Here is a 25,118-nt window from a genome sequence, read left to right as displayed (position 1 = left end):
CCCAAGGGTTTCCGCGGGGCCCCAGCCGGACCTAGCTTCCTGGCATGACCCCAGTTGACGTGGTGCTGCCCTGTCTCGACGAGGCCGGCGCACTGCCCGGCGTGCTGGCCGCGATGCCACCCGGCTACCGGCCGATCGTGGTGGACAACGGCTCCACCGACGGCTCCCCCGCGATCGCCGCCGCCAACGGCGCGACCGTCGTGCGCGAACCGCGAACGGGCTACGGCGCGGCCGTCCACACCGGACTCCTGCACGCCACCACCGACATCGTCTGTTTCCTGGACGCCGACGGCTCCCTCGACCCCGGCGCGCTCGTCGACCTCGTCGCCGCCCTCGACGCCGGCACCCGGCTGGCCGTCGGCAGACGCGTGCCGACCGAGCACGGCGTGTGGCCATGGCACGCGCGCCTTGGCAACCGGGTACTGGCAAGCCTGCTGCGCCGCCGGGGGCTGCCGGTGTCCGACATCGCGCCGATCCGCGCGGTGCGCCGACTGGACCTGCTCGACCTCGGCGTGACCGACCGGGCGTTCGGCTACCCGCTGGAACTGTTGCTGCGCGCGGCCGGCGCCCGCTGGTCGGTGACCGAGCTGGACGTGACCTACCGGCCGCGCGCGGCCGGCACCAGATCGAAGGTGTCCGGCTCGGTGCGCGGCACCGCGCGCGCGGTGCGGGACATGGCGGCGGTGCTGCGATGACCGCCAATGCCTGCCTGCTCGTGGTGGCCAAGGCGCCGGTCGCCGGGCTGGCCAAGACCCGCCTGGCCCGCACGATCGGCGTCCGGCCGGCCGCCAGACTGGCCGCCGCGGCGTTGCTCGACACGCTCGCCGCGGTGCGCGCGGTGCCCGGCGCGATCCCCGTGGTGGCACTCACCGGCAGCCTGCCGGCGGCCGAACACGCCACCGAACTGGCCGACGCGTTGGCCGCCTGCACGGTCATCGCCCAGTACGGCGACGACTTCGCCACCCGGCTCGCCAACGCGCACGCCGAGGTCGGCGCCCGTTTCCCCGGGATGCCGGTGTTCCAGATCGGCATGGACACCCCGCAGCTGAGCGCGGAGCTGCTGACCGGCGCGGTGGTCCGGCTGCTCGCCGAGGACACCGAGGCCGTGCTCGGCCCGGCGACCGACGGCGGCTGGTGGGGCCTCGGCCTGCGCCGCCCGGCCGACGCCTCGGTACTGCGCGGCGTGCCGATGTCCCGGTCGGACACCGGCACCAGAACCCTGTTCGCGTTGCGCGGCAGAGGTCTTCGGGTGGCACACCTGCTCCAGTTGTCCGATGTGGACACCATGGCGGACGCGGCCAGGGTGGCCACGATCGCCCCGGACAGCCGCTTCGCCCGCGCGTTCGCGGAGGTGACCGGGTGACCGTCGTCGACGAGTTCGCACCCGGGCTGCTCGGCCGGCCATGCTGGCTGGAGCTGACCAGCGGCGAACGGCTGGCACTGCCGACCGACCGCTGGCGGGCCGCGCCCGCCGATGGCGACGAGCTGTTGTTGGCCCACTGCACCGGTCCGACGCTGGACATCGGCTGCGGCCCCGGCCGGCTGACCGCCGCGCTGCTCGCCCGGGGCGTGCCGGCGCTGGGCACCGACGTGTCCCCGGTCGCGGTCCGGCTGGCGGTCGCGGCGGGTGCCCGCGCGGTGTGCCGGGACGTGTTCGCGCCGCAGCCAGGTGAGGGGTCCTGGCGGCACGCGCTGCTCGCCGACGGCAACATCGGCATCGGTGGCGACCCGGTACGGCTGCTGCGCCGAGTACGCGAGTTGTTGTGCACCAACGGAAGCGCGCTGATCGAGGTGGACAGGCCCGGCGGCGGCGTTCGGCACGGCCAGGTACGCGTGACCACCGCGGGCTCTGGCGGCGGCTGGTTCGACTGGGCCTGGCTGGCCGCGGACGCGGTGGCCGAGGTGGCCGCCGAGGCCGGCCTGTCGACCGGCTGGGTCCGCGAGGCGGGCGGCCGGTGGTTCGCGGAGGTGCTGGCATGAAACCACGCCCACCGCGGGAGCAGGACTTCCGCTCCGCCGCGCACGACGAGCGGGTGACCGCCAGGATCGGGCTGTGGCTGGGGATCGCGTTCGGCCTCTGTTTCCTCACCGGTCTGCTGAGCCACCTCGCCCAGCGCCAACCGTGGTTCCACTGGCCGTCGGCGCCGGTCGACCTCTACCTGATCACCCAGGGCACGCACGTGGTCGCCGGCATCGCCTCGATTCCCCTGCTGGCGGCCAAACTGTGGAGCGTCTACCCGAAGCTGTTCGCCCGGCCGGCGGTGCGCTCGCTGCCGCACGCGATCGAGCGCGGATCGATCCTGGTGCTGTCCGGCGCGGCGTTCTTCGAGGTCGTGACCGGGTTGTTCAACGTCGCGCAGAACTACCTGTGGGGCTTCAACTTCCCCGCCGCGCACTTCGTCGCCGGGTGGCTGGCGATCGGCTCGATCCTGGTGCACGTCGCGGTGAAGCTGCCGGTGATCCGCCGCGCGCTCGCCCGCCTTGACCAGGAGCCGGCGACCGAGGGCGTGTTGTCCCGCCGGGGTTTCCTGCGCACCACCTGGCTCACCACCGGGGTCGCGGTGGCGGCCACCGCGGGCGCCACGGTGCCCTGGCTGCGCGGGGTGTCGCCGCTGTCGTGGCGCTCGGACCGCGGTCCACAGGGAGTGCCGGTGAACCGCACCGCGCGGGCGGCCGGCGTGACCCCGGTCGACGACGCGTGGCGGCTCACCGTGCGGACCCCCGCCGGCACGCGCGCGTTCTCCCTCGCCCAACTGCGCGCACTGCCGCAGACCACGGCGTCGCTGCCGATCGCCTGCGTCGAAGGCTGGAACCAGACGGCGTCCTGGACCGGGGTCCCGGTCGCCGACCTGCTGCGCCTGGCGGGCGCCGAACCCGGGTCACCGGTACGGGTGACCTCGCTGGAACGGCGCGGCGCCTACCGGGCCAGCACGCTGCCCGGCCAGCACGCGGCCGACCCGAGGACGCTGCTCGCGCTGCGACTCGGGGACGAGCCGCTGGCGCTCGACCACGGCTACCCGTGCCGGCTGATCGCGCCCAGCCGACCGGGGGTGACCCAGACGAAATGGGTCACCGAACTGGCGGTGACGGTCTGATGCGGGCGGTGTTCGCGCTTACCGGGCTGGCCGCGCTGGCCTGGGGTGGCTGGCTGGCGCTGGAGTTCGCCCTCGGCTCCCGCAACGCGGTCCAGGCGCTGTTCTGGTTCGCCGGCGGGCCGCTGGTGCACGACCTCGTGGTGGCCCCCGCCGTCGGCCTGCTCGGGCTGGCGCTGGTGCGGGTCGTGCCGGTGGCGTGGCGGGCGCCGGTGGCGGTCGGCGCGGTGGTCAGCGCGGTGCTGGCCCTGCTGGCGGTGCCGTTGCTGTGGCGCCCGTTCGGGGTGGCGACCAACCCCGGCCTGCACGACGCCGACTACCTGCCTCGGCTGGCGGTCACGCTCGGCGTGGTGTGGGTGGCGGTCCTGCTCACCGGGCTGGCCAGACGACGTCGTCGAGGAAGTCCTCCACCGCCGTGACCACCCGGCCGAGTTGGCCGGGCACCGAAAAGGGCACCGCACGCGGGCGAGCGAGGGGATATCCGTCCGCGTGCGGTGCCATTCTCAGAGCCCCTCGCGGAGCTCTCCCGGCCCGGGGGCATCGAGCCGGAGGTTGGTCTCGGCCCCTTCCTGGGGCCGAGCGTTCTGGGTTCAGACAGTTGTCCCGCTAATCATTCTGTTTCAACCGGCTGTCCGGCAAGTGTCGCGCCAACTGTGCGCGAACCGTTGCTCAACTCGAGATTGACCTTGTCGTCGGGTTTGTGCGAGCGCACCGCGGCGACCAGGGCGTCGGAGGTGTCTATGCGGCGTTCGTCCAGTTTGACCACCACGTCGCCCTGCTTCAGGCCCGCCTTCGCGCCGGGACCGTCCGGGGTGACCTCGACGATCAGCGCGCCGCCATCCTCGTTGTCCCGCACGGTGACCCCGAGGATGGTCTGGGTCGCCTTGCCGGTCTTGACGATCTCGTCGGCGGTGCGGCGGGCCTGGTCGATCGGGATGGCGAAGCCGATGCCGACCGAGCCGCTCTGGGTGGGGCTGTAGATGGCCGAGTTGATGCCGATGACCTGGCCCCGCATGTTCACCAGCGGGCCGCCCGAGTTGCCGGGGTTGATGGCCGCGTCGGTCTGGATGGCGTCCATGACCGTGGCCTGCGAGCCGTCCCCGCCGCCTGCCCGCTGCGGGCGCTGCAGCGCGCTGACGATGCCCGAGGTCACGGTGCCCGACAGCTCGAACGGCGAGCCGAAGGCCACCACGCCCTCGCCGACCCGCAGGTCGTCGGAGCGCCCGAGGTCGCTGACCGCCAGCCCGGTCTTGTCGGCCCGCACCACGGCCACGTCCGAGGTCGGGTCCCGCCCGACGATCTCGGCCGACGCGGTGCTGCCGTCGTGGAACACGGCGACGATCTCGCCGTCCCGCGCGGCCGCCTCGACCACGTGGTTGTTGGTGACGATCAGCCCGTCCGAGCTGATCACGAAGCCAGACCCCTCCCCTGCGGAGCCCTGGCCACGCACCTGCAACTGCACCACGGTCGGCAGCACCTTCTCGGCCACCTGCTCGACGGTCCCGTCGGCCGCGGCCGAGGTCTGTTCGGACGGCGGCGGCCGGTCGAGCGCGTTCGCGACCGGGCCGCTGGACACCTTGTTGTCCGCGACGAGGTAGCCGCCGACCGCGCCCGCTCCGCCGCCGACCAGCAGCGCGAGCACGGTGAGCCCGGCGACCAGGCCGGTGCGCCGCCGGGGCGGCTGACCGGGCGGGGTCGTGGACTGGCCGCCGGCGGCCGGCGGCGGGGACAGCGAGGGGTAGGCCCCGGTACGCGGTGGGGTGCCGAGGCCCGGCTGGGTGAAGGCCGTGCCGTAGAGCACGCGGTCGCCCTGGGCCGGTGGCGCGGGGTAGCCCCGGGGTGGGGTGTCCTCGGACGAGCCGGCGAAGGAGCCGCCGGGCGGGGCGGTGTAGGGCGCCTGGCTCCCGAAGGCCGGGGCGCCCGCGGACTGGCCCGCATAGGGTGACACTCCCCCGGGTGACTGGTCGCCGTAGCTCGGGGCGGCGGGCGGGGCGCTGTACGGCGACACGCCGGCCGCTGGGGGCGGGGAGAGCTCGTCGGGGGCGGTGGGCGGCTGGTCCGCGCCGGCGCCGGAGTCGGACCGAGCGGCGGGGGGAGCGCCGTCGCGCCCCTCGTCCGCCGCCGGCGCCTCCGGTCGAGCCGGCTCCTCGGGGTTCGTGTCCCGGTTGTCCTCGGTCATGTCATCACCTTGCGTGCTCGTCCTGAGAACGGCCTGAGACCAACCTATGGGGACCCGGAGAGTTCAGCTCGCCGAGGGAGCTCCCGGCAACCGGATCGCCATCAACGCGCCCCCGTCAGCCGACCGGCCGGCATACACCGCACCCCCGTGCCGCTCGACCGCGCTCTTCACGATAGCCAGTCCCAACCCCGATCCGGGCAATGTCCGTGCCTCGTCCGAGCGATAGAACCGGTTGAACACGTACGGAAGGTCACTGTCCTTGATCCCCGGCCCGGCGTCGGCGACCTGCAGGAACGCGTAGCCGTGGCCCGCCGGGCGCAGGTCGACGCGCACGGTGCCTCCCGACGGGCTGAACTTCACCGCGTTGTCCAGCAGGTTCAGCACCGCCCGCTCCAGCGCCCCCGGGTCACCGAGCAGGAACCACGGCTGCAGGTCCACCTCGAAGTGCACGTCCCCGGCCCGCCGGCGCGCCCGGTCGAGCGCCTGCTCGGCGATCTCCACCATGTCCACCCGCTCCCTGGTCTGCCCCGGCCCGTCCTCGCGCGCCAGCTCGACCAGGTCGCCGATCAGCTGGGTCAGCTCGTCGAGCTGGCCCCGCAGGTCGGCATGGATCTCCGTTCTGTCCACTTCGGACAGATCGGGGGCGTCCGGCTTCTCCGCGGCCAGCAGCAGTTCCAGGTTGGTACGCAAGGAGGTCAGCGGGGTGCGCAGCTCGTGCCCGGCGTCGCCGACGAGTTGCCGCTGCCGGTCCTGGGCGTCGGCCACCGCGGCCAGCATCATGTTGAAACTGTGGGACAGCCTGGCCAGCTCGTCATCGCCGTCGACCTGGATCGGGCGCAGGTCACCGGTCTGCGCGACCCGTTCGGTCGCCCTGGTCAGCCGTTGCACCGGCCGCAGCCCGGTCCGCGCGACGGCGGTCCCGGCGACGGCGGCGACCAGCACCCCGCCACCGCCGATCAGCAGCAGCACCAGCGCCAGGTCGGCGAGCTGCTGTTTGGTCGGCCGCAGCGACTGGGCGAGCACCAACGCCTCGCCCTGGCGGTAGGGCACCGACAGCACCCGGGAGTCCGACCGCAGATCGGTGCGGATCGCGCCGGGATCCTCGCCGCGGGCCACCGCCAGCTCGGTGTCGCCGATCGGCGGCAGGTCGGCGGCGGGGAAGATCGTCTGGCCGTTCGCGTTGACCACCGCGAACTGCACGTCGCTCAGCCGCAGGAACGCGGCCGGGAACGACCCGCTCGGGGTCTCGGCCACCGCGTCCGAGCGGACCGTCTCCCGCGCCTTGCGGGCCAGCGCGGTGTCGATCTGGGCGTAGAGGTTCTCCTTGACCGTCAGGTAGGCACCGAGGGAGACGAGCGCGACCGCGCCGGCGACACAGGTCGCGACGAGCCAGGTCACCCTGGAACGCAACGACACCCGCTGTCGGCTGATGATGGTCGCCGCGGAGGTCACGGAGGCGTCTCCCGCAGCACGTAGCCGATGCCGCGCACGGTGTGGATCAGTCTCGGCTCGCCGTCGGCCTCGGTCTTGCGGCGCAGGTAGCCGATGTAGACCTCCAGGGCGTTGCCCGAGGTCGGGAAGTCGTAGCCCCACACCTCCTCGAGGATGCGGCTGCGGGTGAGCACCTGCTTGGGGTGCGCGAGCAGCAGCTCCAGCAGCGCGAACTCGGTGCGGGTCAGGCTGATCCGCCGCTCGTCCCGGCTGACCTCGCGGGTGCCCGGATCCAGTTCGAGCCCGGCGAAGGACAGCACCTGCGGCTCCGGCCCGCCAGCCGGGTCGACGGTGCGCCGGCGCAGCAGCGCGCGCAGCCGGGCGAGCAGTTCCTCCAACGCGAACGGCTTTGGCAGGTAGTCGTCGGCGCCCGCGTCCAGCCCGGCGACCCGGTCGGAGACCGTGTCGCGCGCGGTGAGCACGAGGATCGGCAGGTCGTCGCCGGTGCCCCGCAGGCGCCGGCACACCTCGAGACCGTCCACCCTCGGCATCATCACGTCCAGCACCATCGCGTCCGGCCGGTCGGCGACGATCACCTCCAGCGCCTGCCCGCCGTCGCTGGCCAGGTCGACCTGATAGCCGTTGAACTGCAGTGACCGCCGCAGCGACTCCCGAACGGCCCGGTCGTCGTCGACAACGAGGATGCGCATGCGGTCAGTGTCGCCCCCGCTGCTGAGACGCGCCTGAGAAGGCCCGCCCAGGCCTGGAGACAACCACCACACTCACCTCCTGGGGACTAACCTGGCCATGACCGGGCGGTCGGGGCCGAGGGTGATCAGCGGCTTGGGGGCGATCGGGGTCTCGTCGACCAGCTCGATCCGGTACCGCTGCAGGGTGGTCGAGAGGATCAGCAGCATCTCGGTCAACGCGAACTGGTTGCCGATACACAGATGATGCCCAGAACCGAAGGGGATGTAGGAGCTGCGGTCGCGCCGGGCGACCTCCTCCGAGGTGAACCGCTCCGGCCGGAAGCTGTCCGGGTCGTCCCAGAAGTCGCGGTGCCGGTGCAGGTGGTAGGGGCTGTAGAAGATGTCGGTGCCGGCCGGGATCCGGTAGCCGCCGATCTCGTCCTCCTCGATGCACCGCCGCCAGCCCTGCCACTGCTGCGGGTACATCCGCAGGGCCTCGTCGATCACCAGGCGGGTGTACACCAGCTTGGTGGTGTCGGCCAGCGTCGGCGTCCGGCCGTCCAACTCGTGGTCGACCTCCTGCTGGACCCGTTTCTGGATATCCGGGTGGATGCCGAGCCGGTAGAACACCCAGGTGAGGATGTTCGCGCCGGTCTCGTGGCCGGCGAAGAGCATGGTGAAGACCTCGTCGCGCAGCTGGTGCTCGTTCATCCGCTCGCCGGTGTCCTCATCCTCGGTCTGGATGAGCATGGACAGCAGGTCGCCCCAGTCGCGGTCGTCCACCATGTGCTCGGTGATCACGTAGTCGATGATCTCCTCGACGATCTGCTGGCTGGCGTGGAACCGGCGGTGCCCCGCGGTCGGCACGGACAGCGGCAGCAGCGGGAAGCGCATGTACGCGGTCAGCTCCTGGTCGAGCGTCTCGATCGCGTGCGCGAACCGGTCGACGACCGCGTCCTCCTCGAGGGCGAACAGCGCGCGGGCCACCACGCGCAGGGTGAGCCTGCGCATCTGGTCGTTGACGTCGATGGCCTCACCGGTGGCCGCCAACTGCTCCCACTGCTCCATCCTGGTGTTGATCACCGCGATCATGTGGTCGCTCATCGACGCGACCCGCTGGTAGTGGAAGGACGGTTGCATGAGCCTGCGCTGCTGGCGCCACTCCGGCCCACCCTCCATCGTCGACAGCCCGTTGCCGAAGATGTTGCGGGCCATCTTGTGCGCGGTGGTGCTCCGGGTGTAGTTGCCGGCGCGCTGCTGGAGCACGTGCTTGACATGGTGCGGGTGGGACAGTGCCACGACCTTGTTGGCCGCCAACCGAAACGTGCAGATGTCGCCGTAGGAGCCGAACAGGTCGCCGAGAAAATCCAGTGGAGACCGTTGGAAGGTCAACGTGGACTTCACGAAGTTGCCGGAACCTGGCAGCGCCGCTCGCGGCTTCGGATCGTCCGTGGACACCTGGCCAGGCATGGCAACGCCACCCTTCCCCGCTGGCCGGCACTGCTGCCGACACGTGTATGCGCCATCATGCCAGTAACCAACCGACTACAGTGCCGAGTGGCAGGTGAAGTCGTTGGCACAACAGGATTTTCCTGGTCAGTGCCGGTGCGCGGGGTGCTGACCAGTACTTATGGGCAGGATTGCGCGGTCCAGTATGTTCTGTGCGCAGCCAAGACTGAGGATGATCGCAATGCCAGCACGAGCGTCAGTTTCTGAACGATCCCAACGCTCTTCGATGACTGATGCGTTATTCGCCCTGCTCGTCGTGGTTGTGGGTGCCGGTGCGGCAACGGTGTGGGCGACCGTCCAGGTGCCCGTGGACCATCGGCTGCTGGTGGCCGTGGTGAGTGGCGCGCTGTCGCTCGCCTTGGCCGTCGCGGCCGCCAGCGCGGTCTACGCCGCCGGCCGGATCCGGGTACACCGCGCCCGGCTGCGGGCACTGGAGCAGGAGAGCGCGAAGCTGGTCAACGACGTGGTCCCGGCCGCGGCCAGCCGGGTCCGCGCAGGCGTGTCGGCCAACAGCGTGCTCGCCGAGTTCCCCCGCCAGACCAACGTGGTGCACCGCGAGCTGCTGCGCACCGTCACCCGCGAGATCGGGGTCAGCGAGCGCCAGCGCGCGGCCGTGATGGCCGCGTGCGCGAACGCCGCCGGACGCGTGCAGGCGATGGCCACCAGCATGCTCGCCGAGTTACGCGAGATGGAGGGCCGCCACTCCGAGGAGGTGCTCGGCGACCTCCTCAAGCTCGACCACAGCACCGCCCAGACCGGCCGGCTCGCGGACAGCATCGCCGTGCTCACCGGCGCCCGGTCCGGCAGGCGCTGGACCAGGCCGATCGTGATGGAGAGCATCCTGCGCGGCGCGATGGGCCGCATCCGCGCCTACCAGCGGGTACGCGTGCACGCCAGCACCGACACCGCGATCGTCGGCTACGCCGCCGAGGACGTCATGCACGCGCTGGCCGAGCTGATGGACAACGCCACCCGGTTCTCCGCGCCGACCGAGGAGGTGCACGTCTACGTCGAGGAGCTGCACAGCGGCGTGGTGGTGACCATCGAGGACGGCGGGCTCGGGATGAAGCCGCAGGCGCTCGAACGGGCCGAGACGGTCGTGTCCACCTCCACGCCGCTGGACCTCGCGCGGCTGTCGGGCACCCGGCTCGGGCTGGTCGTGGTGGGCGCCCTGGCGCGCAAGCACAAACTGCACGTGTACTTCCGGCCGTCCTCACGCGGCGGCACCGGAGTGGTGGTGCGGCTGCCCAACCAGCTCGTGGTCCACCCCCGCGAGGAGGACGACCCGACGACGACCTCGGCCGTGCTGCCGACCGAGCCGCGCCGGCCCACCCGCGTGTCCCGCCGGGTGCCGCCCCGGCAGGACACCGCAGCCGGCACGGCGACGGCGGTGCTGGACCCAGTGCTGGACACCGAGCGGGACACCGAGCGGGACACGGAACAGGACGAGGTTCGGGAGACGGAACGGGACAGCAAACCAGACACCAAGCAGGAGAGCGACGAGCCACCGGAGACGCTCGAGGAGCTGCCGAAACGGCCACGAGGACACACCCTCGCGGCCGCGCAGGCGACCAGCGGTCCACCGGTGGCCCCGCGCGCCAAGCCCCGTACCGATCTCGCCGCCCGGTTCAGCGCCTTCCAACAGGGCAGCCGAACCACCAAGCCCCCGGACGGTGGCCGGGCCACCGATCCGTCCGCAGGTCCTGCCCCCGCTGGAGAGGATGATCCCCGATGACCGGCCCGACACAGATGGCCACCGACGCCAACCTCAAGTGGCTGCTGGAGAGCCTGGTGTCCGACACCGCGGGCGCCACCCACGTGCTCGTACTGTCCCGGGACGGGCTGAAGCTGTGCCACACCGACGGTCTCACCATCGACCAGGCCGACCAGCTGGCCGCCATCGCCGCCGGGGTGCAGGCGCTGTCCCAGGGCGCGTCGGTCGAGTTCGGCGACGGCACCGGCGGCGTTCGGCAGTCGATGACCGAGTTCCACGGCGGCATCCTGTTCATCGTCGAGGCCGGTGAGGGCGCGCATCTGGCGGTGCTGGCCGCCGCGGAGGCGGACGTTGGCCTGATCGGTCACCGGATGAACGAACTGGTCGAGCAGATCGGCGAGTTCCTGATCGCGCCGCCGCGCCGTCCGCACAGCCAGTCGGCATGACCCGCCGCCATCTCGACAGCGAGGGCCCGGACCGGCTCTACACGCTGACCAGGGGACGCAGCCGCTCGCAGGACCCGAACCTGGATCTGGTCACGCTGATCGTCAGCAACGCCGAGCCGGAGCCGGGGATGCAGTCCGAGTACGTCAAGATCCTGCGGATGTGCCGGGCGCCGGCGGCGGTGGTCGAGGTCTCGGCCGAGCTCGGCCTGCCTGTCGGGGTGGTGAAGATCCTGCTGGCCGACCTGATCGCCACCGGCAAGGTGACCGCACGCAACCCGTCCACGAACCGCGCGACCGCGCAGCTACCCGATGCCGCGATTTTGAAGAAGGTGCTCGTTGGACTCAAAAATCTCTGACCGGGAAGCGCGCACACCACTGGCCAGCACCATGACCGAGGGCCTGAAGATCGTGGTCGTCGGTGGGTTCGGGGTCGGCAAGACCACTCTGGTCCGCTCGGTGAGCGAGATTCGCCCGCTGAGTACCGAGGAGACCATGACCCAGGCCGGGGTCGGGGTCGACGACAACGCCGACGCCGGCAAGACGACCACCACGGTCGCCTTCGACTTCGGCCGGATCAGCCTGAACGAGCAGATGGTGCTCTACCTGTTCGGCGCGCCCGGCCAGCAACGGTTCTGGTTCCTGTGGGACCGGCTGTTCGCCGGCACGCTCGGCGCGGTCGTGCTCGTGGACACCCGCAGGCTGGCCGACTCCTGGTACGCCATCGACCGGCTGGAACACCACGGCACGCCGTTCATCGTGGCGCGCAACAACTTCCTCCCCGACCGCGCGCACGATCTGGAGACGGTGCGCGAGGCGTTGTCGCTCGGCGACGACGTGCCGCTGATCGACTGCGACGCGCGGGACCGGGACTCGGCCAAGCGGGTGCTGATCACGCTCGTGGACCACCTGTACGAGATGACGACCGGGCAGTCGGCCATGTCCGCCGCGGGGGAGGTCATGTCGTGACCGACGCCGAGGGGCTGGCCAAGCTGTACGGGCCGCAGTTCCAGCGGGACCCGGCGGCGCTGTACGCCGACATCCGCGGCCGGTACGGGCCGGTCGCGCCGATCCTGCTCGAGGGCGACGTGCCGGCGTGGTTCGTCTGCGGGTACCGGGAGCTGCACCAGGTCACCACCGACGCCCAGCTGTTCGCCAGGGACACCCGGCGGTGGAACGCGTGGGACCGGATCCCCGACGACTGGCCGCTGTTGGCCCATGTCGTGCACAACCGGTCGGTGATGTTCACCGAGGGGCCGGAGCACCGGCGGCGGGCCACCGCGATCAGCGAGGCGCTGGCCGAGGTCGACCAGTTCGACCTCGGCGCGCACTGCGAGCGGATCGCCGACCAGCTGATCGACAAGTTCGCCGGCAGCGGCGAGGCCGAGCTGATGTCGCAGTACGTCGAGCGGATCCCGTTGCAGGCGGCGGCGATCATGTGTGGCATGGCGGAGTCCGACACGCCCGGCCTGGTGGCCGAGCTGGTCGCCTCGCTGGACTCGACCGGCGCGAACTCGCTGGAGGCCTTCGACCGGGTGCAGGAGTCCATGCGGCTGCTGGTCGAGGACAAGCGGGAGTTCCCCGGCGCGGATGTGCCCAGCCACCTGCTGGCCGACCCGGCGAACCTGTCCGGGGAGGAGATCCGGCTGGACCTGCAGGTCGTGTTGACCGCGGCGCATCAGCACACCACGAACTGGATCGGCAACACGATCCGGCTGATGCTCACCGACGACCGGTTCGCGACCAGCCTGTCCGGCGGCCGGGCCAGTGTCGGGGACGCGCTCAACGAGGTGCTCTGGCACGACACGCCGACGCAGAACTACATCGGCCGGATCGCGACCAGGGACACCCGGCTTGGCGGCCAGCGCATCCGGGCCGGGGACATGCTGGTCCTCGGGCTGGCGGCGGCCAACGCGGATCCACACGTGCGCACCGAGGACCCGGGCGCGGGCGGCAACCGGGCGCAGATGTCGTTCGGGCACGGGGAGCACGGCTGCCCGTACCCGGCGCCGGAGCTGGCCGAGGCGATCGCCAAGACCAGCGTCGAGGTGCTCCTCGACCGCCTCCCCGACCTGACCCTCGCGGTCCCGCAGGAGGCCCTCGACTGGCGCGCCTCCGTCTGGATGCGCGCCCTGACCCACCTCCCCGTCACCTTCACCCCGACGTACGTGCCGTAAACGCAGCGAAGGGTCCCTTCGCTGCGTCCAGTGCAGCGAAGGGACCCTTCGCTGCGGTCAGAACGCGTTGGCCATGCGGCAGGGGTGGGGGGCGCCGGTGAGGATGTCGAGGGGGCGGGCGTCGGTGGGGGTGGCGTCGAGGAGGCCGGCGCGGCGGAGCATCGCGGTGTCGGCGGAGCCGGCGTACCACGGGCCGAGGGCGCGAGCCTGTATCCGGACAGCGCCGGTGCCGCCCGGCTCGCAGGTCACCGTGCCGCCGTCGACCACCAGCCGGTGGCGGCCTGCCTGCCACGGCGCGTGCTCGTCGGTCACGTCGAGGTCCACGGTGAACGAGGTCAGGTGCTCTGCGGCCGGCCAGCCGCGCGCGGCGACCGCGGCCGGCAGGTCGACCACGCGCAGCATCCACGGGTGGTTGGTCACGTCGTGCATGACCGGCATGGTCACCAGCAGCTGCCACCACGCCTGGTCCACGAGCCGCAGCGAGACCTCCTCCAGGATCCCGGTCCAGCGGCCGAGGTAGGCGAGCAGGCCGAGCGCGGTCTCCCGGTCGCGGGCGATCAGGTCGTGGCAGTCGAGCTTCCCGCCGTCGGGCCGGGTGGCGACGACGTAGCCGAGTACCGAGTCGTCCGGCCCGGGGACGATGTCCACGATGTCGAAGAGGTCCAGGACCTTCTCCGGCTGGAACGCCGCGCTCGCCCTGTCCAGCATTCCGTCCACTGTGGACGCCACGCTGAGGTAGGCGTCGAGCACGGCCGGCAGGTCCTCCTCGGCGGCGCGGCGCAGCCGGGGGCGGGTCGCCGGCTTGGGCAGCCGGGCGAGCGTCTCGGCGCGCAGGGTGGTGTGCAGGTAGTCGCCGGTCTGCTCCCAGCCCCGGCCGCGGTAGAGGGCGGGCACCGACGGGTACAGCGCGGAGATCACCTGGCCGTGCTCGCGCATGAGGCCGAGCGCGGCGTCGAGCATCGCGGTGGCCACGCCGTGGCCGCGCGCGTGCGGGTGCACGGCCACGTTGGCCACCCCACCCATCGGCACGGCCACGCCGCCGAAGAACTGCCGGTAGTCCCAGACCTTGATGCTGCCGACCAGCCCGCCGTCGTGCTCGGCGACCAGGCCGCGCCAGCCGGGTTGGGCCGACCAGAACTCCTGCGGCCCGGCGGGCTCGCGCGGCCCGCCGAACGCCAGCCTGGCCAACTGGTACAGGTCGGCGTCGTCGTCCGCCTGGTAGGGCCGAACCCGCATGCGTGCAACCCCCTAGGGCCAGTCGAAGAATCCCCGGCCAGTCTTGCGACCGAGCTCGCCGCGCGCCACCTTGTTTCGCAGCAGCTCCGGCGGGGCGAACCGCGCCCCGAGCGTCCGCTCGAGATGCTCGGCGATCGACAGCCGGACGTCGAGGCCGACCAGATCGGTCAGCCGCAGCGGCCCCATCGGCCAGCCGTAGCCGAGGCGCATCCCGGTGTCGATGTCCTCGGCGGAGGCGACGTCGTCGGCGAGCATCCGGATCGCCTCCAGCCCGACGGCCACGCCGAGCCGGGAGGTGGCGAACCCCGGCGAGTCGCGGACCTCGATCACCGTCTTGCCCAGCGCCTCGGCGAAGCCGCGCACCCTGGCGACGGTGTCGGCCGCGAGCCCGGCGTGGGTGACCAGCTCGACCAGCGCCTGCACCGGCACCGGGTTGAAGAAGTGCATGCCGATGACCCGCTCGCCGGGCAGCCCGTCGGCCAGCCCGGTGATCGACAGCGACGAGGTGTTCGACGCGAGCACCGCGTCCTGGCAGACCCGGGCGGCGTGGCCGAGCACGCGGCGCTTGAGCGCGAGGTCCTCCGGCACGGCCTCCACCACCAGCTCCGCGTCCGGCGGCAGCGCGTCGAGCGCGTCGACCACCGACAGCCGGGCGCGCAGCCGGGCCACCTCGGCGTCGAGCCTGCCCCGCTCCCGCGCCTTGGTCAGCGACCGGGTGACGGTGTCCCCGGCGGCACCGGCCCTGGCCGGGTCCGTCTCGGCGAGGGTCACCGTGGTCCCGGCGGCGAGCAGGATGTGCGCGATGCCCGCGCCCATGGTGCCGCCGCCGATCACCGCGGCGGTGCGCGGAGCGGTCACTCGACGACCTCGGCGGCGAACATCGAGACCAGGTCCATGCCGCCGATCTCGCTCAGGTTCGCGCCGGCCGCCTGCCACTCCGGCGAGCGCAGCGCGGTCTTCATGGCGTCGGTGGACTCGAAGTACAGCTCGGCGATCAGGTACGGCTCGGCCTCCCCGAGCATGCCCGGCACGAACGTCCGCGTGACCTTGCCGATCTCCTGGCGGACCAGCCCCGGCACGGCGTCGACGAGCGGCTTGTGCGACTCGAAGTACGCCTGGTCGAACGCGTCGGCGTCGGCCGGTGCCCGGTACAACGCGATGTACTTGATCATGTGACACTCCTCGTCTAAGCCAGCGCAAGCACTGTAATAGCCACCGACCGTGCACGATACGGTCGTGCGGATCATCCTGCTGCGGCACGCGGAAAGCCTGGGCAACGTCGACGAGCTGGCGTACACCAGGACGCCCGACCACGCGCTCCCCCTGACCGCGCGCGGCGAGGAGCAGGCCCGACTGGCCGGCCGCCCGCTGCGCGAGCTGCTGGTGGCGCCGGCCATCGCGTACGTCAGCCCCTACGTGCGGGCGACCCGGACCCTGGCGCTGCTCGGCCTGGACGACCGCCTGACGCGGACCGTGCCGGAGCCGAGGCTGCGCGAACAGGACTGGGGCAACCTGCAGGACCCGGTCGAGCAGGAGGTGCAGAAGCGCAAACGGCACGAGTTCGGGCACTTCTACTACCGGCTGGCCCACGGCGAGTCCGGTGCCGACGTCGACGACCGGGTGGCGAGCTTCCTCAACGAGCTGGCACAGCGCGTCGCCAAGGACCACGGACATCCGGACACGGTGCTGGTGGTGTCCCACGGCCTGACGATGCGCCTGCTGTGCCGGCGGCTGTTCGAGTGGAGCGTGGACCTGTTCGAGTCGCTGTCCAACCCCGAGCACTGCGCCCACCGCGTCCTCACCCACGCGGACGACCGCTGGCACCTGGACCGCCCGTTCACCCAGTGGCGCAACTCCCCTGACGGCACGACCCAGCTTGCGCGGACTTCTGAATAAGTTCAGAATTGAGCCATGGCGACCGAGGTGCAGTGGAGCGAGTTGCAGCGCGACCCCAAGGCGGTCGCCGCGCTCGCCGACCAGGGCGAGGTCCACGTGCGCCGACGTGACGGCGCCGCGCTGTTGCTCATGCGCGCGGACCGGGCGACCAAGTCCGCGGCCGGGGCCGTGCAGGCCGCGCGTGCCCTGCGCAGCCTCCTCCTCCACCTCACCCCGGAAGCGCAGGAGGCCGCCGCACGCTCGCTGGTTGACGAGTTCCCGTGGGTCGACGTGTTACCCGCCGCTGATCGGCGCCAGTTCATCGCCGACTTCTCCCGCGCGTTCCAGGCATCCGCGGAGCTGGGCCAGTGGTCCCCCCTCGAGGAGACGATCCACGAGTGGCGCGCCACGGCCGCCATACACGCCGACCCGGAACTCGCCACCGACCTCAGCCAACCGGTTGACGATGACTTCGGCCCGGTACCCAGCCCCTCGGAGACCTGACCCATGCCAGCCAGACGCGGCGACCGAGTAGCTCCGCCACGTCGACCCGGCGGTTGGGAGGCTCGCTTCGCCACCAACGACGCGGCGAAGGGGTGGGACAGCCTGTGCCAGACGGCTCGGTCGAACACCTGGGAAGCCTGGATCATCCTCACGGAGCGACCATGTTCCCCGGAGAACCCCGCACGGCAACACCGACTACGAGGTGCGCTTGGCAGCCGTGACGTTCGGGGACTGACCTTGGAGCAATGGCAGTACGAGGTCACCGCCGGCGGTCGAATCTGGTACTGCCCGGACCCGGACAGTCGAATCGTGTGGGTCGTGCGGGCGGACCCCGCTCATCCGAAGGTCACCGAGTAGCCAGCCATCAGCGGGCGTCCAGGATGACGATGGTCGAGCCGTCGCTGGTGAAGCGGGCCAGTTCGCGGTGTTCGGCGAACAGGCGCTCGTAGGCGGCCTGTTCGGCGGGATAGTCGCCGGTCAGGTAGCGGCCGTACATGCCTTCGGCCGCCACCAGGTAGTCCGTCCCCGGTGGCACGTCGCCGTCGATCAGGCGGGTGCGGCCGATGATCCGGTGCCGGGCCGGGTCGGCGTACGGGCCGTAGGCCTCCACCAGCAGCGTCGTGTCCGGGCGCGCCGACAGCCACTCCCGCGCCCTGGCCCAGGCGGTCGGCCCGGTCGCCGGCCACGACGTCAGTGCGACCACCGCCGCGAGTCCGACCGTGATCGGGACCCGGCCGCGCAGCCGCTCCACCAGGAACGCGGCGAGCACCGCGAGCGGCGGCAGGATCAGCATGATCGTCCGGTCGTTGCGCACGGTCTGCAGCCCGACCGCCACCCCGTAGACCACCGGGAACGCCAACAGGATCACGGCGACCGGCCACCGGTCACGCATTGTGATAGCGAGCGCGACCAGACCGGCCACCGCCAGCCCGAGCAACGCCCACTCACGACTGGCCAGCAGCTCGAGGTAGAACTCGACGGTGTCGCCCTCCATACCGTGGTGGCCCGTCGCGTAGTGCGCGCGCTCGAATTCCAGACCGGCCAGGAACGCCTCCCGGTCCAGCAGGGCGAACGGGGTGCTCAGCAGGAACGCGCCCACCGCGACGACCCCGGCGACGGGAAGTCGATACCACCCCGCCCGCCTTTTCCCGAGCACCGCGGCCACGACCACCGGCACCGCCACGAGTACCGCGGTGTATTTCGCCCCGGCCGCCAGTCCGACCACCGAACCGGCCACCAGATAGGAGACCCAGGAACCACGCTGGAATACCCACACCGCGCACAGCACACCGACCCCGACGAGCAACGCGGCCACCATGTCCGGCGTGACCAGTTTCGAATGCGCGACCAGGGTCGGCGAACACGCGAGCACCACCGAGGTGACCGCGGGCGCGACCACCCCACCGGCCACCCTGCGCGCGGTGAACCAGCCGGCCACGACCACGCCGACACCGCACGCCACGGTGACCAACCGGTGCAGCACAACCGATCCCGTGGTCGGCGCGAACCCGACACCGGTCAGCGGCGTGCCGCTCGAGGTCGCCGCGGTGACCGGCGCCAGCTCACCGAGACCGGGCAGCCAGCCGAGCAGCGGCCCGTCGAGATGGACCGCCGAATGCAGGTAGAGAAACAGGCTCGGATAGTTGAAAAAATGTGGGTTCGGGTCGCCGTTGACCACCATCTTGTCCACGACGCGCAAATTTGTCGGCTCGTCGGGATGGTGCATGAATGGCAGGTCGGCGACCATTCCGGCAACCCGAAAAAGGCATGACAAAGCCACGACAGCTGCCAGCACAAACCACAGGCATAATCCGGTGTCGCGGCCCGTGGTTGTGGGCCTCACACCCCTATCACGTTCGGCCGAACCCAAAGGTTGACGCTGACGGGGAAGAATTTTTTGGTTGCCAGCGGCCTGGGAAATTGACCTAACCGTGATCGTTGTCCTACCGTGCCCGAACGAACTCACGGAGGGAAGCACGTGCGCAAGCTGACGTTGTCGCAGCTCGAGCGGCACCTGTTCACCGCAACGGATATTTTGCGCGGCACGATGGACGCGTCCGAGTACAAGGACGTCATCTTCGGGATGCTGTTCCTCAAGCGGGCCTCCGACGAGTTCGCCGCCGGCGACCAGACCGCCGACCAGACCGGCACCCTCTACGTCCACCCGCACGCCCGCTGGGCCCACCTCCGCGAGCTGCGCACCGCGATCGGCCCCGCGCTCAACCACGCGCTGGCCCGGCTCGGCGAGCTCAACCCCGCCCTGACCGGCGTCTTCCGGCACATCGACTTCGGCGCGGCCGCCGGCGGCCGGCCACGGCTGTCCGACCGGCAGCTGCGCGAGCTGATCCGGCACTTCGACCGCTACCGGCTGCGCAACGAGGACTTCGAGTTCCCGGACCTGCTCGGCGCCGCCTACGAGTACCTGATCGGCGAGTTCGCCGACAGCGCCGGCAAGAAGGGCGGCGAGTTCTACACCCCGCGCGCGGTGGTGCGGATGATGGTCCGCCTGGTCGAGCCGAGGGAGGGCATGACGGTCTACGACCCGTGCGCCGGCTCGGGCGGCATGCTCATCCTGGCCGGGGAGTACGTCGCGCAGAACGGCGAGAACGCCAGCGACCTGCGGTTACACGGCCAGGAGTCCAACGGCGCGACCTGGGCCTGCGCCAGCATGAACATGCTGCTGCACGGAGTGGCCGACGCCCGGATCGCGCACGGCGACGTGCTCACCGAACCGGCCGCCGCCGCTGACGGGTCGCTGCGCCGCCACGACCGGATCCTGTCCAACCCGCCGTTCGGGCTGAACTACAGCACCGACGGCATGACCCACCCCGAGCGGTTCCGCTGGGGCTGGGCGCCGAAAACCGGCAAGAAGGCCGATCTGATGTTCCTGCAGCACATGGTGTCCGTGCTCACCGACGACGGGATCGCGGCCACCGTGATGCCGCACGGGGTGCTGTTCCGCGGCGGTGCCGAACGGGCGATCCGCACCAGGCTGCTGGACGACGACGTGCTCGACGCGGTCATCGGTCTGGCGCCCAACCTGTTCTACGGCACCGGCATCCCCGCCTGTGTGCTGGTCGTCCGCGCCCCCGGCGGCAAACCGCCCGCCCGCCGGGGCACGGTGCTGTTCGTCAACGCCGACCGCGAGTTCGCCGCCGGCCGCGCCCAGCACCAGCTGCTCCCCGAGCACTACGAGAAGATCGTCGCCGCCTACCACGGGTTCGCCGACCTCCCCGGCTACGCCCGCGTGGTCACCCGCGCCGAGCTGGCCGCCAACGACGACAACCTCAACATCCGCCGCTACGCCGACAACGCGCCGCCGCCCGAGCGCCACGACGTGCGCGCCCACCTGCACGGCGGCGTGCCGCTGGCCGAGGTGGCGGCGCGCGCGGAGCTGTTCGCCGGCCACGGCTTCAGCACGGCGGCGGTACTGGTCGACCGCGACCCCGGCTACCTCGACTTCGCCCCCGGCGTCGACCGGGCCGCGCTCGCCGAGCTGGTCGCCGGGCAGCCGGGCGTGCACCGCCGGGAGGCCGCCGTGCGTGCCGCGGTGGACGCGTGGTGGCGGGCGCACGCCGCCGGCCTGGACGCCATCGCCGGCGGCGGCACGCTGATGAAGACCCGCCGGGACCTGCTCGACAGCTTCATCGAGACGGTCACGCCGATCGGCCTGCTCGACCGGTTCCAGACCGCCGGCGTGATCGTCCGCTGGTGGGACGCGGTGCAGTTCGACCTGCGCACGCTGGCCGCCGGCGGTTTCGGCGCGGTCGTCGACGGCTGGCGCACCACCGGCGAGGTGCCTCCAGGCGTCGCCGACGACCGCGAGCTGGTGCTGGCGACCCTGCGCGCCAGGGTCACCGGCGAGGTCGAGGCCAAGGTCGCCGCCCACCGCAGGCTGATCGTCGCCGCGCTGGAGACCTGGTGGGACAAGTACGCCACGTCGCTGCGCCAGCTGGAACACGACCGCGACCACGCCGCCGGCCAGCTCACCGCGTTCCTCGAGGAACTGGGCTATGCCTAGGCCAAGCGCCCCGCTCGGCGAGCTGGCGGCCGTCCGCGCGCGCATCGGCTGGCGGGGCCTGGCCGCCAACGAGTACACCGAGACCGGCCCGTACCTGGTCGCCGGCCGGCACGTGGTCGCCGGCCGGGTCGACTGGCAGCGGTGTGACCACCTGCCGGGACACCGGTACCGGGAGTCGATGGAGATCGCGCTGGCGCCCGGCGACGTGATCCTGTCCAAGGACGGCACGCTGGGCCGGGTCGCGCGCATCGACACGCTGCCGGGGCCGGCCACGATCAACAGCACCATGATGCTGGTGCGCTGCGGGCCGCGGCTGGACCACCGCTACCTGCAGCACTACCTGGACGGGCCGAGGTTCCAGCGGCTGATCGCCGACCGGATGTCGGGCAGCTCCATCCCGCACCTGTTCCAGCGTGACCTGGTCGACCTGCCGACCCCGGTGCCCGACCTCGCCGAGCAGCGCCGGGTCGCGGAGATCCTGGACGCGGCCGACGACGCGATCCGCGCGACCGAGCGGGTGGTCGCCAAGCTGGAGCTGACCCGCCACGGGCTGGCCGCCGATCTGGTCGACCGGCCGGGCGACCCGGTCGCGCGGCTGGCGGACGTGGTGATGAGCGCGGTGATCGGCCCGTTCGGCAGCGACCTGACCGCGGCCGACTACCGCGCCACCGGTGTCCCGGTGATCTTCGTCCGGGACGTCCGGGCGGCGGGGGTGCGCCGGGTCAGCGACGTGCACGTCGACCCGGCCAAGGCGGCCGCGCTGGCCGCGCACGACGTGGCGCCGGGCGATGTCGTGGTCACCAAGATGGGCCTGCCGCCGGGCGTCGCCGCGGTCTACCCCGACGACCTGGTGCCCGGGCTGATCACCGCGGACCTCGTGCGCCTGCGGCCCGACCCCGCCAAGGTCCTGCCGGAATGGCTCGCCGCCTGGGTCAACTCGGCCGGCGGGCAGGCACAGGTGCGCGCGATCACCGCCGGCGTGACCCGAGCCAAAATCACCCTGCGCGACTTCCGCGAACTGCGGATCCGCGTCCCCCCGCTGCCCGAGCAGCACCGAGTACACGCCGCCCTGCACGCCAACACCCGCACCATCACCACCACCCGCGACCAGCTGGCGAAACTCGCCGTCCTCAAGCAGGCCCTGCTGTCCGACCTGCTCTGAGGCGCGGCGAAGTCAGGCGATCAGGCCGCCGCGGTAGGCGACCAGCGCCGCCTGCACCCGGTTCACCGCGCCGATCTTGCCGAGCACCGCGGACACGTAGCCCTTGACGGTGGCCTCGGACAGATGCAGCGCGCTGCCGATCTCGGCGTTGGACATGCCCTGCCCGATCAGCGCGACGACCTCACGCTCCCGGTCCGACAGCGAGGCCAACAGCCGGCGCGCCGGCTCGGCCGCGCGCTCACCGTCGGCGACCGCGGACAGCACCCGCGCGGCGACCTTCGGGTCGAGCACGGCGCCGCCACGGGCCAGGTCCCGCACGGCCTTGATGAGCATCGCCGGTTCGGTGTCCTTGAGCAGGAAGCCGCTCGCGCCGATGCGCAGTGCCTCCTGGACGTACTCGTCGACGTCGAAGGTCGTCAGCATGGCGACCACCGGCGGTTCCGGCAGGCTGCGTAGGCGCCGGAGCGCGACGATGCCGTCGGCCGAGCGCATGCGGATGTCAAGCAGGACGACGTGCGGACGGTGCTGACGGGCCAGGTCGGCCACGTGCAGCCCGTCATCACATTCGGCGACAACCTCGATGTCGCCGGAGCTGGACAGGATAGTGCGGAGTCCCGAGCGGACGAGGTCTTCGTCGTCCGCGAGAAGCACCTTGATCACGAACGCCTCCCCGACAGTGGGCGGTCATGCGGGCTTGCTTGCGGCGATAGGCGGAAGCGCTACCACGTGTTCGAGGAGATCGTACCTGGTCGCGGTGGGTGATCAGGTCTCATGCCGTTCTCAACGCGTCACGCAGTTTGACCCGGGAGCCGCTGCGCATGACCGCGTTGGCATAGATCCGCCCGGCGAGCCAGACCAACACCGGGATCAACACGACGACCAGACCGACCGAGACGGCCGCCTCCCAGGCCGGCACGCCGCCCATCGCCAGCCGCATCGGCATCAGCGTCGGCGCGAACAGCGGGATGATCGACAGCACCGCGATCAGCGTGTTGTCCGGGTCGGCCGGCAGGACGGAGATGCCGAGGATGTAGCCGACGATCACGAACATCAGCGCGGGCGAGATCACCCCACCGACGTCCTCCTGCCGGGACACGAGCGCCGCGAGCCCGGCGAAGATCAGCGAGTACATCAGGAAACCGAGGACGAACCAGACAACGAGCCAGATGACCGTGCCGATGGCGGTGGACACGGCGATGGTGAGCACGTCGAACGCCAGCGCCGCGGCGATGCCGATCCCGCCGATCACGACCATCTGGACAAGCCCGACAAAGCCGATGCCCAGCACCTTGCCCGCCATGAGCTGGGCCGGCCGGATCGTCGACAGCAGCAGCTCGACGACGCGGCTGGACTTCTCCTCGACCACCCCGGTGGCCACCAGCTGCCCGTTGAGCAGCAGGGACATATAGATCAGGATGCCCGCGACCGCGCCGAGCAGCAGCTGCTGGCCCTCATACGGAAAGGGCTCCTCCAACGGCTCGACCTCGACGCCGGCCGCCGCGACCGCGGCGCTGATCCGCGCGGGGTCCTCACCGAGCTCGACGATCTCGTTGTTGAGCGCGAGCTGGCCGGCGAGCACGTTGAGCGCGTTGCGCAGGTTGTCGTCGAGGTCCTTCTTGACCACGACCCGGACTTCCCGCCCGTCGCCGACCAGCAGCGCGTCCAGGGACTCGTCCGCGACCTGCGCCCGACCGTCCGACTCGGAGACGGTGCGGGTGTCCAGGTCCTCACCGATCGTGCCGGCCGCGGCCTGCAGTGGTTTGGCCAACGCGGTCGTCTGGTCGGTGACGCCGATGGTGGCGTCCGAGCCACCGCTGATGAGCTTCATCACCAGCGCGAACCCGACGAGCAGGAGCACGGTGGCCGCGGTGGTGATGAGGAAGGCCTTGGACCGGAGCTTCGTGGACACCTCACGGCGAGCGACGAGGTTGACGGCCTGCCAGGAGCCGAGCCGGACGTCGGGCTGCGGGCCGCTCATGTCTTCTCCTCCTCCTGGGTGACCACGGTGCGGTAAAGCTCGGTGAGCGACTGCCGCCGGCGACTGAACTCCGTGACCGGCCCAGTGGCCAGCGCGGCGGCCAGCACCGCCTGGTCGTCGGCGTCGTCACTGAGCGCGAGCACGGTGCGCTCCCCGTCATGACTGCGCGTGGTGACGCCGGGGATGCCGTGCGCCCAGTTCACCGGCGCGCGGGGCGCCTCGACGACGATCTCCGTCGAGCCCGTCGACCGCAGCTCGTCCACCGTGCCGATGGCGACCATCTGGCCGGCGCGGATGATGCCGACCCGGTGGCACAGACGTTCGACCAGTTCGAGCTGATGGCTGGAGAAGACGACCGGGATGCCCTCGGCGGCCTTGTCCAGCAGGACTTTGCTCATCACCTCGACCGCGATGGGGTCGAGCCCGGAGAAGGGTTCGTCGAGGACCAGGATGCCGGGGTTGTGCACGAGCGCGGCGGCGAGCTGGACGCGTTGCTGGTTGCCCAGGCTGAGGTTCTGCACGTCATCGCCGCGGCGGGAGTCGACGCCGAGGCGTTCGGTCCATTCCATCATCGAGCGGGTGGCCTCGGCGGCGGACAGCCCGTGCAGGCGGGCGAGGTAGACCAGCTGCTCGCCGACCTTCATCTTCGGGTAGAGCCCGCGCTCCTCCGGCATGTAGCCGATGTGCCGGCGGGTCTCCAGGGTGATCGGTTGCCCGTCCCACCGGACCTGCCCGGCGTCGGCGGCGAGCACCCCCAGCGTGATCCGCATGGTGGTGGTCTTCCCGGCACCGTTCCCGCCGACGAACCCGAACAGCTCACCCGCCCGGACGTCGAACGTGGTCTCCCGCAGGGCGACCACGTCGCCGAACCGCTTGGAGACCGCGTCGATCTCGAGCCGCCCGTCGCCCATGTAGACCCCTCCCCCTCGCCGCGGCTTTCGCCGCGACCCTATCTCGCGGTGCGCTCGAGACGCCCGCGCGCCACCGTTGGGCCCGCCACCATTCCGCTGCGGAACCGGCGCCCGCTACCCTGTCCGGGTAGCCCTCGTAGCTCAGGGGATAGAGCGTCCGCCTCCTAAGCGGCAGGTCGCAGGTTCGAATCCTGCCG

25 protein-coding genes are annotated in these 25,118 nt (G+C 71.6%); 14 read left to right on the top strand and 11 right to left on the bottom strand.

Annotated features, from left to right (window positions below; translation table 11 throughout):
* The first annotated feature begins 44 nt into the window (after positions 1–44).
* The 5 genes from ACYVIP_RS17840 to ACYVIP_RS17820 are packed head-to-tail and all read left to right on the top strand — an operon-like array spanning position 45 to position 3,511.
* Complete coding sequence (locus ACYVIP_RS17840) at positions 45–695, top strand: glycosyltransferase family 2 protein (RefSeq protein WP_460397600.1); 651 nt, start codon at positions 45–47, stop codon at positions 693–695.
* Positions 692–1,363 carry a TIGR04282 family arsenosugar biosynthesis glycosyltransferase gene (locus ACYVIP_RS17835; RefSeq protein WP_460397598.1) on the top strand — a complete coding sequence of 224 codons (672 nt, stop codon included), beginning with the start codon at positions 692–694 and terminating at the stop codon, positions 1,361–1,363. The genes ACYVIP_RS17840 and ACYVIP_RS17835 overlap by 4 nt, the downstream gene beginning before the upstream one ends.
* The gene (locus tag ACYVIP_RS17830; RefSeq protein ID WP_460397596.1) at positions 1,360–1,980 is read left to right on the top strand and encodes a class I SAM-dependent methyltransferase; all 621 of its coding nucleotides are present in this window, start codon (positions 1,360–1,362) and stop codon (positions 1,978–1,980) included. Before ACYVIP_RS17835 ends, ACYVIP_RS17830 begins: the two co-directional genes overlap by 4 nt.
* The gene (locus tag ACYVIP_RS17825) at positions 1,977–3,095 is read left to right on the top strand and encodes a molybdopterin-dependent oxidoreductase (protein ID WP_460397594.1); all 1,119 of its coding nucleotides are present in this window, start codon (positions 1,977–1,979) and stop codon (positions 3,093–3,095) included. Before ACYVIP_RS17830 ends, ACYVIP_RS17825 begins: the two co-directional genes overlap by 4 nt.
* Positions 3,095–3,511 (top strand): hypothetical protein, encoded by a 417-nt coding sequence (locus tag ACYVIP_RS17820; protein WP_460397592.1) that lies wholly within the window; start codon positions 3,095–3,097, stop codon positions 3,509–3,511. Before ACYVIP_RS17825 ends, ACYVIP_RS17820 begins: the two co-directional genes overlap by 1 nt.
* Positions 3,512–3,702: 191 nt before the next feature.
* On the opposite strand, the gene ACYVIP_RS17815 is transcribed toward ACYVIP_RS17820, so the two are convergent.
* The 4 genes from ACYVIP_RS17815 to ACYVIP_RS17800 all read right to left on the bottom strand — a co-directional run bounded on the left by ACYVIP_RS17815 (position 3,703) and on the right by ACYVIP_RS17800 (position 8,861).
* On the bottom strand, positions 3,703–5,271 hold the full coding sequence (locus ACYVIP_RS17815; protein WP_460397590.1) for a S1C family serine protease: 1,569 nt from the start codon (positions 5,269–5,271) through the stop codon (positions 3,703–3,705).
* A gap of 63 nt (positions 5,272–5,334) precedes the next feature.
* Entirely contained in the window at positions 5,335–6,723 is a 1,389-nt protein-coding gene (locus tag ACYVIP_RS17810) for a HAMP domain-containing sensor histidine kinase (protein ID WP_460397588.1), read from the bottom strand.
* A complete protein-coding gene (locus ACYVIP_RS17805; protein WP_460397586.1) occupies positions 6,720–7,412 on the bottom strand; it encodes a response regulator transcription factor in 693 nt (230 codons plus the stop codon). Before ACYVIP_RS17805 ends, ACYVIP_RS17810 begins: the two co-directional genes overlap by 4 nt.
* Before the next feature lie 72 nt (positions 7,413–7,484).
* The gene (locus ACYVIP_RS17800) at positions 7,485–8,861 is read right to left on the bottom strand and encodes a cytochrome P450 (protein WP_460397584.1); all 1,377 of its coding nucleotides are present in this window, start codon (positions 8,859–8,861) and stop codon (positions 7,485–7,487) included.
* 265 nt (positions 8,862–9,126) lie between these two features.
* Here ACYVIP_RS17800 and ACYVIP_RS17795 point away from each other — a divergent pair, with 265 nt between their 5' ends.
* From ACYVIP_RS17795 to ACYVIP_RS17775, 5 genes are read left to right on the top strand one after another with little or no spacing between them, the layout of a single operon-like run.
* Entirely contained in the window at positions 9,127–10,635 is a 1,509-nt protein-coding gene (locus ACYVIP_RS17795; RefSeq protein ID WP_460397582.1) for a sensor histidine kinase, read from the top strand.
* On the top strand, positions 10,632–11,060 hold the full coding sequence (locus tag ACYVIP_RS17790; RefSeq protein WP_460397580.1) for a roadblock/LC7 domain-containing protein: 429 nt from the start codon (positions 10,632–10,634) through the stop codon (positions 11,058–11,060). The genes ACYVIP_RS17795 and ACYVIP_RS17790 overlap by 4 nt, the downstream gene beginning before the upstream one ends.
* Positions 11,057–11,416 (top strand): DUF742 domain-containing protein, encoded by a 360-nt coding sequence (locus tag ACYVIP_RS17785; protein WP_460397578.1) that lies wholly within the window; start codon positions 11,057–11,059, stop codon positions 11,414–11,416. The genes ACYVIP_RS17790 and ACYVIP_RS17785 overlap by 4 nt, the downstream gene beginning before the upstream one ends.
* The gene (locus ACYVIP_RS17780) at positions 11,397–12,026 is read left to right on the top strand and encodes a GTP-binding protein (RefSeq protein ID WP_460397576.1); all 630 of its coding nucleotides are present in this window, start codon (positions 11,397–11,399) and stop codon (positions 12,024–12,026) included. The genes ACYVIP_RS17785 and ACYVIP_RS17780 overlap by 20 nt, the downstream gene beginning before the upstream one ends.
* Positions 12,023–13,234, top strand: coding sequence for a cytochrome P450 (locus ACYVIP_RS17775; RefSeq protein WP_460397574.1), 1,212 nt, complete (start codon positions 12,023–12,025; stop codon positions 13,232–13,234). The genes ACYVIP_RS17780 and ACYVIP_RS17775 overlap by 4 nt, the downstream gene beginning before the upstream one ends.
* Positions 13,235–13,291: 57 nt before the next feature.
* Here ACYVIP_RS17775 and ACYVIP_RS17770 read toward each other — a convergent pair whose 3' ends face one another.
* The 3 genes from ACYVIP_RS17770 to ACYVIP_RS17760 are packed head-to-tail and all read right to left on the bottom strand — an operon-like array spanning position 13,292 to position 15,642.
* Positions 13,292–14,470, bottom strand: a complete 1,179-nt coding sequence (locus ACYVIP_RS17770; protein ID WP_460397572.1) for a GNAT family N-acetyltransferase — start codon at positions 14,468–14,470, stop codon at positions 13,292–13,294.
* A gap of 12 nt (positions 14,471–14,482) precedes the next feature.
* Positions 14,483–15,328: a 3-hydroxyacyl-CoA dehydrogenase family protein gene (locus ACYVIP_RS17765; RefSeq protein WP_460397570.1), complete on the bottom strand. Its 846-nt coding sequence runs from the start codon at positions 15,326–15,328 to the stop codon at positions 14,483–14,485.
* A complete protein-coding gene (locus ACYVIP_RS17760; protein ID WP_460397568.1) occupies positions 15,325–15,642 on the bottom strand; it encodes an EthD family reductase in 318 nt (105 codons plus the stop codon). The genes ACYVIP_RS17765 and ACYVIP_RS17760 overlap by 4 nt, the downstream gene beginning before the upstream one ends.
* Positions 15,643–15,706: 64 nt before the next feature.
* Here ACYVIP_RS17760 and ACYVIP_RS17755 point away from each other — a divergent pair, with 64 nt between their 5' ends.
* A complete protein-coding gene (locus ACYVIP_RS17755; protein WP_460398192.1) occupies positions 15,707–16,366 on the top strand; it encodes a histidine phosphatase family protein in 660 nt (219 codons plus the stop codon).
* A gap of 15 nt (positions 16,367–16,381) precedes the next feature.
* On the top strand, positions 16,382–16,849 hold the full coding sequence (locus tag ACYVIP_RS17750) for a DUF6247 family protein (protein ID WP_460397566.1): 468 nt from the start codon (positions 16,382–16,384) through the stop codon (positions 16,847–16,849).
* 364 nt (positions 16,850–17,213) lie between these two features.
* Here ACYVIP_RS17750 and ACYVIP_RS17745 read toward each other — a convergent pair whose 3' ends face one another.
* Entirely contained in the window at positions 17,214–18,596 is a 1,383-nt protein-coding gene (locus tag ACYVIP_RS17745; protein ID WP_460397564.1) for an ArnT family glycosyltransferase, read from the bottom strand.
* Positions 18,597–18,827: 231 nt separating this feature from the next.
* Here ACYVIP_RS17745 and ACYVIP_RS17740 point away from each other — a divergent pair, with 231 nt between their 5' ends.
* Positions 18,828–20,870 (top strand): type I restriction-modification system subunit M, encoded by a 2,043-nt coding sequence (locus ACYVIP_RS17740; RefSeq protein ID WP_460397562.1) that lies wholly within the window; start codon positions 18,828–18,830, stop codon positions 20,868–20,870.
* On the top strand, positions 20,863–22,032 hold the full coding sequence (locus ACYVIP_RS17735) for a restriction endonuclease subunit S (RefSeq protein ID WP_460397560.1): 1,170 nt from the start codon (positions 20,863–20,865) through the stop codon (positions 22,030–22,032). Before ACYVIP_RS17740 ends, ACYVIP_RS17735 begins: the two co-directional genes overlap by 8 nt.
* Before the next feature lie 12 nt (positions 22,033–22,044).
* On the opposite strand, the gene ACYVIP_RS17730 is transcribed toward ACYVIP_RS17735, so the two are convergent.
* The 3 genes from ACYVIP_RS17730 to ACYVIP_RS17720 form a co-directional block, all read right to left on the bottom strand.
* Positions 22,045–22,692: a response regulator gene (locus tag ACYVIP_RS17730; RefSeq protein ID WP_460397558.1), complete on the bottom strand. Its 648-nt coding sequence runs from the start codon at positions 22,690–22,692 to the stop codon at positions 22,045–22,047.
* A 109-nt stretch (positions 22,693–22,801) separates the two neighbouring features.
* Positions 22,802–24,010 (bottom strand): ABC transporter permease, encoded by a 1,209-nt coding sequence (locus ACYVIP_RS17725; protein ID WP_460397556.1) that lies wholly within the window; start codon positions 24,008–24,010, stop codon positions 22,802–22,804.
* A complete protein-coding gene (locus ACYVIP_RS17720) occupies positions 24,007–24,921 on the bottom strand; it encodes an ABC transporter ATP-binding protein (protein ID WP_460397554.1) in 915 nt (304 codons plus the stop codon). Before ACYVIP_RS17720 ends, ACYVIP_RS17725 begins: the two co-directional genes overlap by 4 nt.
* Positions 24,922–25,118: the final 197 nt, after the last annotated feature.

The sequence above is a fragment of the Actinophytocola sediminis genome, assembly GCF_054779715.1.
This window is presented reverse-complemented; position numbering and strand designations above follow the sequence as displayed.

Excerpts from the sequence above, each read along its gene's own strand:
- ACYVIP_RS17840 (WP_460397600.1), top strand. The coding sequence starts at position 45 with ATGACCCCAGTTGACGTGGTGCTGCCCTGTCTCGACGAGGCCGGCGCA.
- ACYVIP_RS17835 (WP_460397598.1), top strand. The coding sequence starts at position 692 with ATGACCGCCAATGCCTGCCTGCTCGTGGTGGCCAAGGCGCCGGTCGCC.
- ACYVIP_RS17825 (WP_460397594.1), top strand. The coding sequence starts at position 1,977 with ATGAAACCACGCCCACCGCGGGAGCAGGACTTCCGCTCCGCCGCGCAC.
- ACYVIP_RS17820 (WP_460397592.1), top strand. The coding sequence starts at position 3,095 with ATGCGGGCGGTGTTCGCGCTTACCGGGCTGGCCGCGCTGGCCTGGGGT.
- ACYVIP_RS17815 (WP_460397590.1), bottom strand. The coding sequence starts at position 5,271 with ATGACCGAGGACAACCGGGACACGAACCCCGAGGAGCCGGCTCGACCG.
- ACYVIP_RS17805 (WP_460397586.1), bottom strand. The coding sequence starts at position 7,412 with ATGCGCATCCTCGTTGTCGACGACGACCGGGCCGTTCGGGAGTCGCTG.
- ACYVIP_RS17800 (WP_460397584.1), bottom strand. The coding sequence starts at position 8,861 with ATGCCTGGCCAGGTGTCCACGGACGATCCGAAGCCGCGAGCGGCGCTG.
- ACYVIP_RS17795 (WP_460397582.1), top strand. The coding sequence starts at position 9,127 with ATGACTGATGCGTTATTCGCCCTGCTCGTCGTGGTTGTGGGTGCCGGT.
- ACYVIP_RS17790 (WP_460397580.1), top strand. The coding sequence starts at position 10,632 with ATGACCGGCCCGACACAGATGGCCACCGACGCCAACCTCAAGTGGCTG.
- ACYVIP_RS17785 (WP_460397578.1), top strand. The coding sequence starts at position 11,057 with ATGACCCGCCGCCATCTCGACAGCGAGGGCCCGGACCGGCTCTACACG.
- ACYVIP_RS17770 (WP_460397572.1), bottom strand. The coding sequence starts at position 14,470 with ATGCGGGTTCGGCCCTACCAGGCGGACGACGACGCCGACCTGTACCAG.
- ACYVIP_RS17760 (WP_460397568.1), bottom strand. The coding sequence starts at position 15,642 with ATGATCAAGTACATCGCGTTGTACCGGGCACCGGCCGACGCCGACGCG.
- ACYVIP_RS17750 (WP_460397566.1), top strand. The coding sequence starts at position 16,382 with ATGGCGACCGAGGTGCAGTGGAGCGAGTTGCAGCGCGACCCCAAGGCG.
- ACYVIP_RS17745 (WP_460397564.1), bottom strand. The coding sequence starts at position 18,596 with ATGGTCGCCGACCTGCCATTCATGCACCATCCCGACGAGCCGACAAAT.
- ACYVIP_RS17735 (WP_460397560.1), top strand. The coding sequence starts at position 20,863 with ATGCCTAGGCCAAGCGCCCCGCTCGGCGAGCTGGCGGCCGTCCGCGCG.
- ACYVIP_RS17725 (WP_460397556.1), bottom strand. The coding sequence starts at position 24,010 with ATGAGCGGCCCGCAGCCCGACGTCCGGCTCGGCTCCTGGCAGGCCGTC.
- ACYVIP_RS17720 (WP_460397554.1), bottom strand. The coding sequence starts at position 24,921 with ATGGGCGACGGGCGGCTCGAGATCGACGCGGTCTCCAAGCGGTTCGGC.